Origin of the sequence: Gemmatimonas sp. (genome assembly GCF_046594945.1) — a bacterium.
In the GTDB taxonomy this organism is placed as follows: Bacteria; Gemmatimonadota; Gemmatimonadetes; order Gemmatimonadales; family Gemmatimonadaceae; genus Gemmatimonas.
In genome coordinates this window covers 1-13,675 of record NZ_JBKJRB010000089.1, presented here as the reverse complement: position 1 = coordinate 13,675, position 13,675 = coordinate 1, and the positions used below count along the sequence as shown (strand labels likewise).

Below are 13,675 nucleotides of genomic sequence, written 5' to 3'. Positions count from 1 at the left end.
CGAAACTCGATCTCCTCGGCCAGCAGCGCGCGACGCGCGACTCGGTACTCCGTGCTTTCGCCGGGGAAAGGGTTCGTGGCCATGCTGGCCAGCTGTTCGGCGGGCACAATCGTCGGTATGCCTGAGGCTGCGCGCTCCGCCGAGTACTGAAGGTCATCCATATGCTACTGCGCCAACGTCGAATCCATTGCTTCGGCAAACGCAATGTGGTTGCCGTCGGGGTCGGTCACCCTCACCGTCTTCACGTTGCTGTCCGACGACCGTTGACTGATATCAACGCCCATCGCGCTCAGCTGTTTGATCACCGCTGCAACATCGCTCACCGCTAATGTGCACGACCCTTGCCCGGCGCGCTCAGGCAGCTGATACACCTGCAACCAGCCGCCGCGCGGGAACTGCCACTCCGCCAATTCAGTCATTGGCGTGGTGCCCGCGCGACCGAACAGTTGTGCGTACCACGCCGTAGCGACATGCAGATCCGTGACGGCGACGCTGGCCAACGCGTTGTCGATGCCCATGGTGACCTCCTTGGTGCAGCTGTTGTCATCTGTGTGGCCGATGAGTTCGTCCACCGTTCGATCGAAGGCGTCCCGCTTGTCGAGTTCCAGCAGTGCTTGGTCCACGTCGCCTCGACGGCTTGGTAAGGCAAGCTCGAATGGGGCCACGGACGATAGCGGCGTGAACAACGCCGGTTGGAGCACGAAGCGGGCCGCAGAACCTCAGCCATGGCGGATTGCTACCGAGTTGACGCCGATGAATTCCAAACCGGCTCACAACCACATTGCCGTCATCGGCGGTGCGACGACGACAGCGCGTGCTTCCGAGCAGACTGTGCTGAAGCGCACCGGGGCGCCGAGCGACGACAGCTCTGGACGCCAGCCGGATGACGAACACGTTGGAGTTCATTGAACCGCCGGGCGCGTGTGCGTTACCCTAGTCCAATCCGCGGCCCGCCGGCGGTCATCCGGGCGCCTGTTTCTTGCGGCAACGGTAGCTGAAGCCAAGAATGGCTTTGTCCAGCGGCATCACGTCGAGAACCAGATCATCGACGGTGCGCGTGCGGCGAATCGGGGCGCCCGATCGCTGATCCGGCGCGAGTCCCAGCGCGATGAGTCGCATCTGGAGGTCGTGTTATACGCGGCGCGTCGTCACCGACACCACGACGTCGACAGTATCGGTGGGGCGCATGCGAACCACAGTCGCATCGGTCACGAGCAGCTCAGCTACCTGACCGCCCACGAACACGAATTCCCCGAGCAGTGGCCGCAGCAGGCGTGCCGTCGTCGCCGACGCGTAGCTTGCGCCGGCGTCGCCGCTAGCGACCGAGTCGGAACCCCAGCTGGATCTGGTATGGGTCGCCGCCTTTCGGCAGCACGCCAGCCGTCTCGTTTACCGTATAGCGATAGCGCTGCGCCGCAGTATCGAAACCGACCACGCGCAGCAGTGGCACGCGGCTGACCACGGGGTTCTGCGTGGAAATGCCGACGGGCAACAGATACTGCGCGCCCCAGTGTCGATTGAGCAGGTTGCCGACGTTGAAAATGTCCAGTACGAACTCGGCGCTGCGCACCACACCAGAGCCGAGGGAAAATCGCCGCGTGAGGCGCGCGTCGACCCGATTCGTCCACGGCGTGGTGAGTGCGTTGCGCTGCGCAACCTGCCCCAAGTGCTGCCGTACATACGTGCCGGCGAGGTTGCGCGGGTTCGCCAACACGCGGCGCATGGACGCGGCCACATCGGCCGGCGTACGTGGATCGTCCGGATCAAAGAGAAACGCGAGGTCGTTGCCGTTGGCTTCGTCGCCATTGATGTCGCCGTCAACGACCAGTGAGAACGGTCGCCCGCTGGCCCCGATGTACCGCGCCGACACGCTGACGCCGAAGGGCGCACGCATGTCGATAGTGCCTACCACCCGGTGGCGCACGTCGAAGTCCGATGCCGACCACGCCAACGCGAGGTTGCGAGGGTCATCGGCGACTGGCGTGAACGTGGTCGCCGTTCGCGCGAGGCAACAGCCGTAGGTGGAGTTGTCTCGCGCGTGCGACCACGCGTACGCCAATGTGCCGTGCGCAAACGCTCGAAGGCGAAACGCCACCTCCGCCGTCAGCGCCGCTCCTGCGGCGCGCGCCCCCGATTCGAGCGACACGACCCGCGCAAAGGCCGGGACACGCGACGCGTTGCGAACATCGGTCAGGCCCGTCGCTGGGGCGATTGTACCGGCGGGCACCCAGACGCCCCGGCCGCCCTCGTGAGGAAGACGGAACGACGGCGTGTCGCGCAGGTTTAGGTCGACGTAGTGATAGCCGTCTGTCGTGCGCGAGAGCTGCGCACCGAGCGTCGCGACGAGCGCATCGCCGGTGCGGTGCGACCAGGCCGCGACCGCCTTGAGCGTACGTGGCGCGCGCACGTTCCCGGCAACGTTTACGTACGCCGGCGGGAGCGCGCCGCCCGCGATGAGGCCCGGCACCGTGCCCGCGTCGGCTCGGTATCCGGTGAAGTTCGCCAGCGGCACACTGGCGCCGCGCCGGTCGATGTCGGCGAGCGTCGTGCCGGTGTAGAGCAGCTGATTATGGCCCGCGTAATACGGCAACTGGGCCGCAAACAGGCCACCGCCCACGCGCACCACGTCGCGGCCCTGGTCGTCGGCGCGCCACACCAGTTGGGCTCTCGGCTGCAGTTGTCGCCAGTCGCTCGGTGCCCGTGCGGTACGCACGCCGAACGCGGCATCGACCGCCGGATTTGTGGACGGCGCGGAGAGGAACGCCGTGCCGTCCCATCGCAGTCCGGTGGTGACGGTCACCCGCTCACGCATCTGCCACTCCGCCTGCGTGAAGAGCCCAAGCTCCAGAATGTGTTGTCCCGTCTCGGGCGACGCACCGGTCAGCGGTACCGTGCGCGTAAAGCGGTTGGCCTGTTGCGCTTCGAGTGCCGCGATGGACGGAAACACGAACAACCCGCTCTGCGCCTCGGCGATCAGCGTGCGCGTACCAACCAGCGAGTTGTCGGTACCAAGCGTGAGGAGTACCCGGCCGCGCTGTGCGGTGAAGCGGTCAATCAGCTGCAGCTGCCATTCGCGGCTGTCGTCGGGAGCAAGGCGGTTGCCGCCGAACTGGATCGTCGAGTTGCCCGTCGTGCCATCCGGCAACAGTGAGCGAATCTGTACAAAGCCTCGCGGCACACCGGGGCTTTCGGCTCTGAGCGTGCGACGCGAGCCGCCCGCGGCGAACTGGAACTCATTGAGTCCTATGCCGCGCACGCGCGAGGTGATCGACCCGAGGATTTGCACTTCACGCGACTGGAACGACGACCGTGCCTCGCGCAACGTGATGGATTGATCCACGCCTCCGCTGAGTGGGCTGTCCCAGTCGCTCGCCGTCAACCGGAGCGTCGCGTGGTGCGCCGCAGATACCTGCCAGTCGGCGCGCGCGAAGAGCGTCTGAGACAGCGGCCGTCGTGGCAGACGACCGAGTTGCACTGGCGACGCGGCCGTTCCGTATTGAGCGCGAAGGATATCGAGCACACGCGCGAGTGAGTCGGTGGCAATTCCCGCCGCGGTTTGGGCTTGCGCCGTGGACACGTCGCCCGACTCCAACGGCTCGCTCGAGTCCTGCCGTTCATATGCCACGAAGTAGTGCGCGCGGTCGCGCGCGATTGGACCTCCTAAAGTCAGTGCTGATTGTACGAACTGTGCTGGCCGCGCAGCACGCAAACGTCCTTGATAGTCCGCCGGCGCCGAGAGCCGCTCGTTACGAAACACGGTGAGCAGACGCGCCGCGACGGTATTGGTGCCAGCGCGCGTGACAGCCGCGATCTGCCCACCGCCTTGCCTGCCCTGCGTGACGTCGAACACCGCACTGTTCACCTCGAACTCGCGCACGGCCTCGAGCGAGATTGCCGAAGGGCCACCGTTCGTCTCGCCGGCGCGCAACAGATTTCGCGCCTGCACACCGTCGATACGAAAATCGGTGCTCGTCCATCGCTGACCGCCGAGCGACAGCTGCGAACCGGCGAGTGGATTCAGTGCTGCGAGTCCGGAAAAATTGCGGTCGGCGACGGGGAGCGCATCGATCTGCGCGCGGCTGACCCGGGTGCTTCCGCCAAGCCGTGACTCCCGCCCTTCCTCCGCGCCGGGGCGCACGGCAACTTCCGCCAGGCGCACCGTGACCGACTGCAGGGTGAAGTCGACCACCGGTCGCGCACCGATCGTGAGCACGATGCCATCTCTCACGTCGGCTTGGAACGTAAGGCGACGCGTGCGCACAACGTACGGACCGCCCAGCGGTAGCCCAAGCAACGTGTATCGTCCGCTGGCATTGGTCGTGGTACGGGCGATGTACCCGGTCTCTGCATGTCGTGCTTCCACGGTGACACGAGCCAAGGGGACACCATCGCGGTCGCGGACCGAGCCAACGATCCCTGCGACCGTCGATTGCGATTGGAGCATCGATGAAGTCGCGGCGAGCAACAGGATCCCGGCGCCGAGGCCGGCCGGCCACACCCACCACCCGCGACGCGGTAACAGCGACATGACGAGACTGACCATCCGACTCCACTTTGACGACGTCCGGCGGCTGGGACCTGATAAGACAGCGTTGCTGGGGCAGATCGAGTCGACAGGCAGCATCACGAGAGCGGCAAAGGCAATGGGAATGTCGTATCGGCGGGCGTGGCTTCTGCTCGAGGCGACCAACCTCATGTTCCAAATCCCTGTCGCCAAAACGGCACATGGCGGCGTGCAAGGCGGCGGCGCACGGCTCACACCCTTTGAGCGGCACGTCATCGATCACTTTTGGGCCGTGGAAACCGCCCTTCGTGACGTCGCCGAGGCGCACATCGCCTTCTTCGAAGCCCATTTCGAGTCGACCGCGACGTGAAATCCGACGCCGAAATCTGCTGAGTCCCCTCGAGACAGCCGATATTTACCATTAGGTATATTGACTCGCCAGCGCTGGCCGGGAGCTGCAGTACGCGGGGCACTGGTACCCGCCTGCAAGCGTGGGTCGACGCCGCCATGACCTTCCCGGCCGCTAATTGATTGCCGTGGCGAGCCGTCGCCGTCCCGCTCGGAGCGACATTGCAATATGATTTTGCCGACACACTGGCCAAGAGGTGAATGAGCGATCGCGTTAGCGCGCGCTCCGCCCTTAGCGCGAAGCGGCCGCCGTCAACTCGTCGAACACCGCCCGGATGAATCGGTCGTGGCCGCCGGGCCACTCGCGCAGATACTCGGCGCTGAGTTTCATCGCCAGTATCTGCTCGATCGTCTTGCGCGCGCGGACCTCGCGCTGCACGCGCTCCTGCACGGTGCCGATGGCGGTTCGCCACGCCTTGAGGCGCTCACGATCGGCCACCTGGCCATGCCCCGGGACGATCCGCGTGTCGGCGTTGGCCATGGCATACACCTGATCGGCGGCAACGAGGACTCCAGCGACAGTGCCGCCGCTCGACCGATCGATGAACGGGAGGCCGGTGTTGTTGAACACGTCGCCCATGTGCACAACGTTGGCCTTGAGGAAGTGTACGATCACGTCGCCGTCGGTGTGGGCCGGGCTGACGTGAAAGACCGCGATCGAATCGCCGTTGACGTGGAAGGTCACGGCCGAGCTGAAGGTCACGACCGGCAGCGCGGCGTGCGGCGCGCCGGGAGTCGGCTGATTGAGGGCCGCGACGAACTGGGTGCTGGACATGCGCTTGCGCACGTTATCATGAGCGACGATCACCGCACCGGCGTTGCCGAAGTTCTCGTTGCCACCGCTGTGGTCGCCGTGCCAATGTGTGTTGAGCACGAACTTCACCGGCTTCTCGGTGAGCGTGCGGATCGCGGCTACGATCTTCGGCGTGAGCGGCGCGAACTGATCGTCGATGATGAAGGTGCCGTCCACCCCTGTGGACACGCCGATGTTTCCGCCGGCGCCGAAGAGCACGTGGAGCCCCGGCGTGAGCTGGACCGCGCGCACTTGGATCGTGTCGTAATTGACCTGTGCCGCGAGCGGCGAAGCGACAACACAGCACGACGCGAGGACGGCCAGTCGGCGCAGGGGGCGATGCAGCGCGGAGCGATGACGCATGGGGTGATGAGTTCGAGTGGAGACGGCGTGCGCGTGGAACGAGCCTGAATCTGGTGGCCGGACCGCAACAGCGCACGACACCGTTTGGGTCGACTGGGAACACGGCTGGCGTACTCGAGCATGCGGCACGCTGTATGCGGCATGATCGTGAATGATCCGCTCACCGATCGTGCGAGCCACCACTACTTTCCGTCGTGATAGCCTCGGGGCTTGATTTCACGTCCCCACCGCGAGCATTCAAGGCTCCTAACCGGCCCACCGATCGCATGACTTCGCTCCGCTTTGCACTCCTCACGCTTGGCCTCGCCGCGACGGCGCTGCTCGCACTGCTGGCTTCCGGCATTGGATACCAGCAGCGTGCGTGGTCGCTGTCGACGGCCTTTACGATGATCCGCTGGGCGGCCTATGCCGGCATCGCCACGGGTGTGCTGGCGACGGTGGGGACACTGACGGCGCGCCCCGTCGGGCGGAGAACGCTGGTCTTCGCAGTGGCTGCCGTGCTCGCCGCCGTCACCGCGGTCGTGCCGTGGCGTTGGAAGCAGATCGCGAGCTCGGTCCCGCCCATTCATGACATCACGACCGACACGGAAAATCCGCCGCCGTTTGTGGCGGTGTTGCCGCTCCGAGCAAACGCGAAGAACAGCGCCGAGTATGCGGGCGACAGCGTTGCGGCCCTGCAGCGCGCCGGGTATCCCGACTTGGCGCCGGCCATGCTGCCGCAACCGGTCGGTGAGACGTTCGCGCGTGCACGGGCGGCCGTGACGGCGATGGGCATGGAATTGGTCGCCGCCGATTCCGCCGATGGGCGCCTCGAAGCCACGGCAACCACCACCTGGTTCGGCTTCAAAGACGACGTCGTTGTGCGCGTACGGTCGGCAGGGAGCGGGAGCCGCGTCGATGTTCGCTCGGTGTCGAGGCTGGGCGGGAGTGATGTCGGCACAAACGCCGCACGCATTCGAGACTTTCTCGCGCGGCTCTGATCGTCGAAGTCAGCCGGTGGTCGGCGGTGCGGGTGTTGGTGCAGGTACTCGTGCCGCTTTCAGTGGTGCAGTGCGAACGGATCGACAAGCGGGGTTGCGGCGCATGTCGATTCGTGCCTTGCACATCGCACGTTCCCGCGCTTTACGGAGCGACGGCGACACTCACGAGATAGGACTTCGTCTGCGCCAGCAGCCCGACACGCGTGGCACGCCCTGTATCGAGGTCAATGCTGTAGAGCGTGGACTTGCCCGACGGCGACTCGCTGAGCACCGCGTACGCCGTCCCGTTCATCGTACCGACGATGTCAAAGCCAATCGCCGTGTCGGTATCCACGCCGAGTGCACCGACCGTCAGCATCTGTCCGCCATTCGCGCCGCCCGGCGCGGGAAACTCTACCAGGACGTCACGAGCCGCGTCGATCGCATACAGCTCCGTGCCGGTCATCGGATCGTTGTCACTGTTGGTGTACGCCGCGCCGCCGACGGCCGCATCGGTACCCGCATTGACGTCAGCGCTCAGGAAGCCGAGAGCAGGATCGATGATGGTCAGTCCACTTGCCACGTTGATGCGTAGGTTCTGCTCCGCATCGCTGTGCACGCGCAGGCGATCGACGACGGGGTTGAATCCAACACCGAACGCAGTGCCACGCAGGATGACTCGTGCGCCAGCCGCCGTTCGCAACTCAACGCGGGTGCTCGCCGCGCCGGTCGCGCGATCCACAACATACAACGCGCCACCATTTGGTCCCGAGGCGAGCGCGTACAGCGTACCGATCGTCGCGATGGGCCCGCTTGCGCGGAAGTCGAGACCGACCAAGCGATCACCGTTGGTCAAGCCAGTCACCGGCCTCGCACTCGTCGTCTTGTTGGGGTGGGCGGCGTCGAACGTGATCAACTCGCCTTCGCTCGTCAGTCCATACACCGTCACCGACGTGCCGGCGGCGGCGGCGGTGGTGGCGAAAGCCGGTCCAGACTCGGGCGACGTAACGGGCACCTGATCAGAACAGGCTGCTGCGAACGTTGCGAGTACAGCGACGGCAACGGTGGTGATTGTGACGCGCATCGTGGGATGCTCCATAATGAATGGTAGAAAACGGTCGCGCTGTGCCCGTACGGGAGGGATGCGGGTCGTGACGCATTTCGTGTACGCCGCACGGCGCGAATTGGATGCATGGCCGTACCGGCAGCGTGTTTCGAGTGACTGGTCCACTCAGCGTCATGGCAAGTCCGGGACCATCACCCGTGCATCCTGTCGCGGTTGAGGGCGTGAGCGCGTGGCGCATGCAGCGTCATGCGCAGATTGATGTGCTGGTGCAGAGATCGGTATGTCATAACGTTCGTGCGCCATTCAATTCCGTTGCAATTTCGGTCAGACGAATGGGCATAGTGTCGCGCGCCACCAAATCGATCCTGATCGGCTCGCCGAGTGCGGGCCCTAGGCAAAGCTGTGGGTGGAGGACAAGCGCGACAACGTGCGGGCTACCACTGGAAGCGCACACCACCGTTCACGGTCAAGCCCGCCAAGTCGGTCCAGGCATCCGTTGTCCACCGGCCACCAGCGCCGCGCGCGGGCCTTACAAGCCGCTCGCTGCGCGTCTGCCGCACGTCGGTGAGGTTCTCGAGATTGAGAAACAGGCGCGCCGGTATGGGTTGGCGTCGAGGCGCTGACGCCCCGTGTAATACAGCTCCAGACCGAAGCGACCTGTGCCCTCCTGTTCGACCGTCGTCACGCCAGCGGCGTGCGCTCGACCTTCGCGCTCGGTCGGCGGCTCACGAGATCGATCACGAGATCGATCACGAGATCGATCACGCCGCCCAGCGCGGAGCTGCCGTAGAGCGCCGACGCGGTGCCCTTGATAATCTCCACACGTGCCAGATCGATTGGCGGGATCTGCAGGAGCCCCAGTCCGCCAGCCTGGCCGCCGTAGCGAGGCAAGCCATCGGCGGAGGAGCGTGTACCGACCGCGCCGGCCCTGAAGGCGCACATTCGCGCCGCCGGGCGACATCGTCACCTTCTCCGCGATCTCCTCGTGATCGATCACTTCGACGCGCAGCGGCGTGTCCTCCACGCGCCGTTCGCCGCGCGTGGCCGTCACGAGAATCGCCCCCACGTCGACGACTTGCGCGACCAGCGTGATCGTCACCACCGTGTCACCGCCCGCGCGCAGGGTCGCCGTCACCGAGTCCGGGCGGTAGCCGATGTTGGTCGCCACAATCACACGCGGTCCGGCGGGCACACGCCGCGTCGCCACGCCGCGCGCGTCCGTGCGGGCGGCCACGGTGCCGCGCCGGACCATGGCCGACGCGACGCGGCTGGCACCGGCCGAGTCTCCGAGCACGCGGACCGTGACCAACGCGAAACGGTCAGTACCGGGTGCGGTGGACCGCTGCGCTCGGGCTATTGGCGACGCGAGCACCAACATCAGGAGCGCGCCGATTGCGCAACGCCAGTGCGCGATCGGCGGCCTGCTGCCCACGCGGAAGGGCGCGTGGAGCGATGCCAACGCGAGCATCTAGGCGTGGGTATGCGCGGAGGAAGACGGCGCGAGGTCACGCCTCGCATGACGAACGATCTGCCACGCGCCAGCGAGCGAGAGCGCGCCCATGATCACGGCCACGGTAACATCGGGCCACCCGTGCTGCGTGGTGAACACACCGGTCGCCGCGCCCACCACGGCGAGGTTTCCGATGGCGTCGTTGCGCGAGCAAATCCACACGGAGCGCATGTTCGAGTCGCCCGAGCGGTAGCGATACAGCAGGACGGCCACGAGCACGTTGGCCACGAGCGCGAGCCCCCCAATGACGCCCATGACGAGCGGTTCCGGCACACGCCCGGTCGCGGCCTGATAGAACGCGTGCCCGATCACCCAGCACCCGAAGGCCGCCATGGTCGCGGCCTTCGCGATGGACGCCTGCGCGCGGACCACGAGGGCAGCGGAGAGGACGAAGAGGCTGATGCCGTAGTTGGCAGCGTCCCCCAGGAAATCCAAGGCATCGGCCTGCAGCGCGGAGGAGCCAGTCGCGACGCCCCCAACGACCTCCACGCCGAACATGAGGGCATTGATGGCCAGCGCGGCCCACAGCACCCGCCGATACCGCGGCGTGCTTGCATCCCCTGCTCCACACCCCTCACCCACACACGATGTGCTCATGTCTCCTCTCTGCCGCTGGACGTCGGTCGCCGCGACTATGCGCGATGAGGCGGCGATACTGGGCTCGCTTTCACACGTGCAGGGTACACCTTGTAGTCACTACAAGGTCAAGGGGCATGGATGGCGGAGCACAGGACGAATCGGACGGACGCACTGGGCGTGAGCATCGGCGAGTTAGCAGCTCGCACCGGGTGCACGGCGGAGGCGATCCGCTACTACGAACGCGAGGGCGTCGTCCCTCGGCCTGCCCGCTCGGGGGCCGGCCGCTACCGCCGGTACGATGAGGCTGACGTGGAACGCTTGGCGTTTCTCCGTCGGGCGCGGGACTTGGGTTTCAGTCTCGCCGAGGTGCGGGAGCTACTGGCGTTCAACGACGGCGATCCGGGACGGTCCTGCCGCGACGTAGATGCGTTGGCGCGCGCGCACCTCGCTCAAGTCGACGCGAAGATCACGCAGCTGACGGCCCTTCGGTCGGCGCTCGCGGTGGTGATCGACCAGTGTGCCGGCGGACGTGCCGTGGCGGATTGCAGGATTCTGGGGGCCCTGGGCGGGACCTGACCGGTGTGCCGGGGCGCAGCACGTGCGCCAAATCGGGAGCGCAGCAATCAACCGGGAAATCCGCGTCGCTCGCGACGCGCTTGCTGCCGCTTCACGCGGCTCGCCTGCGTGACAATCGCGCGCGCGCGTTGAGTGTGAGGGATAGGCATCAAGTCGACAAGCGCATCACAAAATGGGTAGGCCGACAGACCTCCCAGGACGTGTGTCTGTGGAATGCGCGGTTCGCGCGGAGCTGCCGGATTGGTCGAAATTCGCGCCGCGCGCGATGTTCGTTGACCAGGAGGGGTGGACGCTTTCCTGCGAGATTCTCGCGATGGGCCAAGCCGAATCGGCGGCGCCACACTTGACCTTGGAGCGCACTCCAAGGTGTACTGTATCTTCATGCCGCGCTCACATGCTTCCTTGCTCCGCACGCAGCTGAAGCCGCCGCCCGGGGCCCCTGCGGTTGACGCTGGCAGCGACTCGCAGGCACTCCGAATTGGCGACTTGGCGGCCCTTGCCGGTGTGAGTGCCGACACGCTGCGCTACTACGAACGGCGTGGCCTGCTGCAGCCGGCGAGCCGCCGCGCGAGCGGGTACCGCGAGTTTCCACCAGAAGCCGCCCGGCTGGTACGGTTCATCAAGCACGCGCAAGCGCTCGGCTTCTCGCTCGCTGAGGTGGAGGAGCTGATTCGCCTGCGCGCGTCCGGACAGCCCGGCCCCGGTCTTGAGGCACGTCACGTAGCCGTCGCTAAAATCCGTGATATCGACGAACGCGTCCGCCAACTCGGTGCGCTCCGGACTGCCCTCGCTGGTTTGGTAGCGCAGTGCGACCAGACCTGCGGGGCGGATGGCGGATCGGTTCAGCTGATGGATTGCCCGATCCTCGCTGCGCTTGACGACGACACACGCGATATCGAGCCACTCCCGAGCGCCGCGCGCGGGGGTTCCCAGACTGCTCGGCCCACTCTCTCTCGAGGTCCCCATGATCATGAATGATGAACAGGGCGCTGACGCCTGCTGCTGCGACTGCCCCTGCTGCACCTGCGGCTGTGCAAGCGGCAGCGCGTGCTGCGGTCGCTGCTGCGCCAACCGAAGCACGTCGTAACGGTCCGCCGTACCGACATCTGCGCCTCTCCCTTCTCCGAATCCATGCCTGACTGCACCCTCGTGTCCACGCTCCACTGTCCAGCGTGCGGGCATGCCGAAGCGCTGGCGATGCCGACGGACGCCTGCCTGTTCTTCCACCAGTGCTCCGGATGCCACACGCTGATGCGGCCGAAGGCCGGCGACTGCTGCGTGTTCTGCTCGTACGGTTCCGTCCCGTGCCCTCCGATCCAGTTGGGCGCGCGATGTGGCAGCGGCGGCGCCAAGGCGGGTGTTGACGGCGGCGACGCGGCCTGCTCCGCTTTGCCCGCTGTCGCATCCGCGGCGCAGGAAGCGGGAAAGCACACATGAGTGGCATTGGACGCGTCGCCGACGGCGCCGGCGTGCTAGGCGCCTGCTTCGCGGCTCTGTGCTGCGCCGGGACACCCCTCATCGTAGGCGCCCTCACCATGGTGGGACTCGGATTTCTCCGGAACGACGCCATCCTCTGGCCACTGATGTTCGCGTCGCTGGCAGTGGCGCTCTGGGGATTCTGGCGAGGGCGAATAGGGCATGGATCGTCGGGCCCGCTCCTGCTCGCTGCGGTCGGGACCACGGCGCTCATCGCCGGGGTCGTGTTCATCCACGGGTTTCCCGCCAAACAGGTCATCTGGTCGGGCGCTGCTGCTCTCGTCGCGGCGACGATGTGGAACGTCGCACGCCGGCGCCGGTGCGCGATCGGGCCTGACGGCAGCACGGACGGTCCACCCGTCGCCCCTCGCTGAGCATCGACGCAAGGCGCGTGCACGAACGCGTCGTGCGTGAATCTGGCGGATGACGAGACAACAGGCTCGCGCCTCGCGCGATCGCATTTCCGGGTCGAGGCAAGCAGCGCCGCCGCGTGGCCGCGCCACAGGCGGAGTACGGCGCCACCCTTGACAGGACGGCCAGCGACACGCGCTTGTTGTTGAGGAGCACGCCCGTCTACGCGAAGAACGCCCCACCCCTGGGGTGCTCGCCCACGGTTGTGCCGCCGCGCGCGTCAACGGTGCTGGTCGCAGGGATCACCGACGCCGTGGCGGCCATGGGGACCCAACTCCGCATCGGCACACGCCGCAGCCGCGCCCAGCCGCGCGAGCTGAGGCGCCCCCACCTCGTTCGGGCCGTGCCCCACGAGCCGTGGCGCGACCGTCGCCGACGTCAAGCCATGCACGGACCCAAGTTGGTCGGCGATCGGAGCGTCAACCGGTGGCGGCGGCAGGCATCCCATCCGGTACCGTGGTCGCGCCCGCATGTCCCACCGGGCGGTGCGCGTCGCGAGCGAGCTCCCGCTGCTTCATCAACGACCAGATGGCCGGCACCAGAAGGAGCGTGAGCACGGTGCTCGAGACCATACCGCCGATCATGGGCGCGGCGATGCGCTTCATGACGCTCGCGCCTGTTCCCGAACCCCAGAGGATCGGGAGCAGTCCGATCATGGTAGACGCCACGGTCATCATCTTCGGCCGGACACGCTGCACGGCACCTTCCATGATCGCCGCCGACACGTCGGCCATCGTCAACATGCCGCCGGCGGCGCGGCGAGCGGCCCACGTCTGGTCGAGATACACCAGCATGATCACCGATGTCTCGGCGGCCACGCCGGCGAGCGCCAGGAAGCCGATCGTGACGGCGACCGACCAGTCGTAGTTCAGCAGCCAGAGAAACCAGACACCGCCCACCAGCGTGAATGGGATGGCGAGCATGACGACAAGCGTTTCCGCGACGTTGTGAAAGTTGAAGTACAGCAGCAGAAACACGAGCGCCAGCGTTGCCGGGACGACCAGCTGCATCTTGGCCTTGGCGCGCTCCA

13 protein-coding genes and 2 pseudogenes are annotated in these 13,675 nt (G+C 66.4%); 7 read left to right on the top strand and 8 right to left on the bottom strand.

Translation table 11 applies throughout. The features are described 5' to 3' along the window. Positions 1–164: 164 nt before the first annotated feature. The 3 genes from ACLL97_RS10720 to ACLL97_RS10710 all read right to left on the bottom strand — a co-directional run bounded on the left by ACLL97_RS10720 (position 165) and on the right by ACLL97_RS10710 (position 4,528). Positions 165–665 carry a VOC family protein gene (locus tag ACLL97_RS10720; RefSeq protein ID WP_411280462.1) on the bottom strand — a complete coding sequence of 167 codons (501 nt, stop codon included), beginning with the start codon at positions 663–665 and terminating at the stop codon, positions 165–167. Between the two features lie 295 nt (positions 666–960). Continuing rightward, positions 961–1,119, bottom strand: a complete 159-nt coding sequence (locus ACLL97_RS10715) for a hypothetical protein (RefSeq protein ID WP_411280461.1) — start codon at positions 1,117–1,119, stop codon at positions 961–963. A gap of 196 nt (positions 1,120–1,315) precedes the next feature. Further along, on the bottom strand, positions 1,316–4,528 hold the full coding sequence (locus ACLL97_RS10710) for a carboxypeptidase regulatory-like domain-containing protein (RefSeq protein WP_411280460.1): 3,213 nt from the start codon (positions 4,526–4,528) through the stop codon (positions 1,316–1,318). Here ACLL97_RS10710 and ACLL97_RS10705 point away from each other — a divergent pair. Continuing rightward, positions 4,527–4,874 carry a winged helix-turn-helix domain-containing protein gene (locus ACLL97_RS10705; protein WP_411280459.1) on the top strand — a complete coding sequence of 116 codons (348 nt, stop codon included), beginning with the start codon at positions 4,527–4,529 and terminating at the stop codon, positions 4,872–4,874. The genes ACLL97_RS10710 and ACLL97_RS10705 overlap by 2 nt on opposite strands. 270 nt (positions 4,875–5,144) lie before the next feature. Here the strand turns inward: ACLL97_RS10705 and ACLL97_RS10700 are convergent, their stop codons facing one another. After that, a complete protein-coding gene (locus ACLL97_RS10700) occupies positions 5,145–6,068 on the bottom strand; it encodes an MBL fold metallo-hydrolase (RefSeq protein WP_411280458.1) in 924 nt (307 codons plus the stop codon). 266 nt (positions 6,069–6,334) lie between these two features. Between ACLL97_RS10700 and ACLL97_RS10695 the strand changes: the two genes are divergently transcribed. Then, positions 6,335–7,048 carry a DUF1499 domain-containing protein gene (locus tag ACLL97_RS10695; RefSeq protein WP_411280457.1) on the top strand — a complete coding sequence of 238 codons (714 nt, stop codon included), beginning with the start codon at positions 6,335–6,337 and terminating at the stop codon, positions 7,046–7,048. 142 nt (positions 7,049–7,190) lie between these two features. On the opposite strand, the gene ACLL97_RS10690 is transcribed toward ACLL97_RS10695, so the two are convergent. Further along, positions 7,191–8,111: a DUF4394 domain-containing protein gene (locus tag ACLL97_RS10690; protein ID WP_411280456.1), complete on the bottom strand. Its 921-nt coding sequence runs from the start codon at positions 8,109–8,111 to the stop codon at positions 7,191–7,193. Between the two features lie 681 nt (positions 8,112–8,792). Beyond that, positions 8,793–9,054: pseudogene (locus tag ACLL97_RS10685) on the bottom strand (TonB-dependent receptor plug domain-containing protein); the annotation flags it as partial. Between the two features lie 193 nt (positions 9,055–9,247). Here ACLL97_RS10685 and ACLL97_RS10680 point away from each other — a divergent pair. Then, positions 9,248–9,565, top strand: a complete 318-nt coding sequence (locus ACLL97_RS10680) for a hypothetical protein (protein ID WP_411280463.1) — start codon at positions 9,248–9,250, stop codon at positions 9,563–9,565. On the opposite strand, the gene ACLL97_RS10675 is transcribed toward ACLL97_RS10680, so the two are convergent. Then, positions 9,562–10,200 (bottom strand): cation transporter, encoded by a 639-nt coding sequence (locus ACLL97_RS10675; protein ID WP_411280455.1) that lies wholly within the window; start codon positions 10,198–10,200, stop codon positions 9,562–9,564. The two genes, ACLL97_RS10680 and ACLL97_RS10675, sit on opposite strands and share 4 nt — an antisense overlap. Before the next feature lie 159 nt (positions 10,201–10,359). On the opposite strand from ACLL97_RS10675, the gene ACLL97_RS10670 reads away from it, so the two are divergent. From ACLL97_RS10670 to ACLL97_RS10655, 4 genes and pseudogenes are all read left to right on the top strand, one after another. Further along, positions 10,360–10,758, top strand: coding sequence for a MerR family transcriptional regulator (locus ACLL97_RS10670; protein ID WP_411280454.1), 399 nt, complete (start codon positions 10,360–10,362; stop codon positions 10,756–10,758). 381 nt (positions 10,759–11,139) lie between these two features. Next, a complete protein-coding gene (locus tag ACLL97_RS10665) occupies positions 11,140–11,736 on the top strand; it encodes a heavy metal-responsive transcriptional regulator (RefSeq protein ID WP_411280453.1) in 597 nt (198 codons plus the stop codon). 219 nt (positions 11,737–11,955) lie between these two features. Further along, positions 11,956–12,102: pseudogene (locus ACLL97_RS10660) on the top strand (GDCCVxC domain-containing (seleno)protein); the annotation flags it as partial. Positions 12,103–12,191: 89 nt separating this feature from the next. Then, the gene (locus ACLL97_RS10655; protein WP_411280452.1) at positions 12,192–12,608 is read left to right on the top strand and encodes a MerC domain-containing protein; all 417 of its coding nucleotides are present in this window, start codon (positions 12,192–12,194) and stop codon (positions 12,606–12,608) included. Positions 12,609–13,064: 456 nt separating this feature from the next. On the opposite strand, the gene ACLL97_RS10650 is transcribed toward ACLL97_RS10655, so the two are convergent. Continuing rightward, positions 13,065–13,675, bottom strand: a 611-nt coding sequence (locus ACLL97_RS10650) for an efflux RND transporter permease subunit (RefSeq protein WP_411280451.1), incomplete at its 5' end; no start/stop codon positions are given.

Excerpts from the sequence above, each read along its gene's own strand:
- ACLL97_RS10680 (WP_411280463.1), top strand. The coding sequence starts at position 9,248 with ATGTTGGTCGCCACAATCACACGCGGTCCGGCGGGCACACGCCGCGTC.
- ACLL97_RS10705 (WP_411280459.1), top strand. The coding sequence starts at position 4,527 with ATGACGAGACTGACCATCCGACTCCACTTTGACGACGTCCGGCGGCTG.
- ACLL97_RS10690 (WP_411280456.1), bottom strand. The coding sequence starts at position 8,111 with ATGCGCGTCACAATCACCACCGTTGCCGTCGCTGTACTCGCAACGTTC.
- ACLL97_RS10695 (WP_411280457.1), top strand. The coding sequence starts at position 6,335 with ATGACTTCGCTCCGCTTTGCACTCCTCACGCTTGGCCTCGCCGCGACG.
- ACLL97_RS10675 (WP_411280455.1), bottom strand. The coding sequence starts at position 10,200 with ATGAGCACATCGTGTGTGGGTGAGGGGTGTGGAGCAGGGGATGCAAGC.
- ACLL97_RS10700 (WP_411280458.1), bottom strand. The coding sequence starts at position 6,068 with ATGCGTCATCGCTCCGCGCTGCATCGCCCCCTGCGCCGACTGGCCGTC.
- ACLL97_RS10710 (WP_411280460.1), bottom strand. The coding sequence starts at position 4,528 with ATGTCGCTGTTACCGCGTCGCGGGTGGTGGGTGTGGCCGGCCGGCCTC.
- ACLL97_RS10665 (WP_411280453.1), top strand. The coding sequence starts at position 11,140 with ATGCCGCGCTCACATGCTTCCTTGCTCCGCACGCAGCTGAAGCCGCCG.
- ACLL97_RS10715 (WP_411280461.1), bottom strand. The coding sequence starts at position 1,119 with ATGCGACTCATCGCGCTGGGACTCGCGCCGGATCAGCGATCGGGCGCC.
- ACLL97_RS10655 (WP_411280452.1), top strand. The coding sequence starts at position 12,192 with ATGAGTGGCATTGGACGCGTCGCCGACGGCGCCGGCGTGCTAGGCGCC.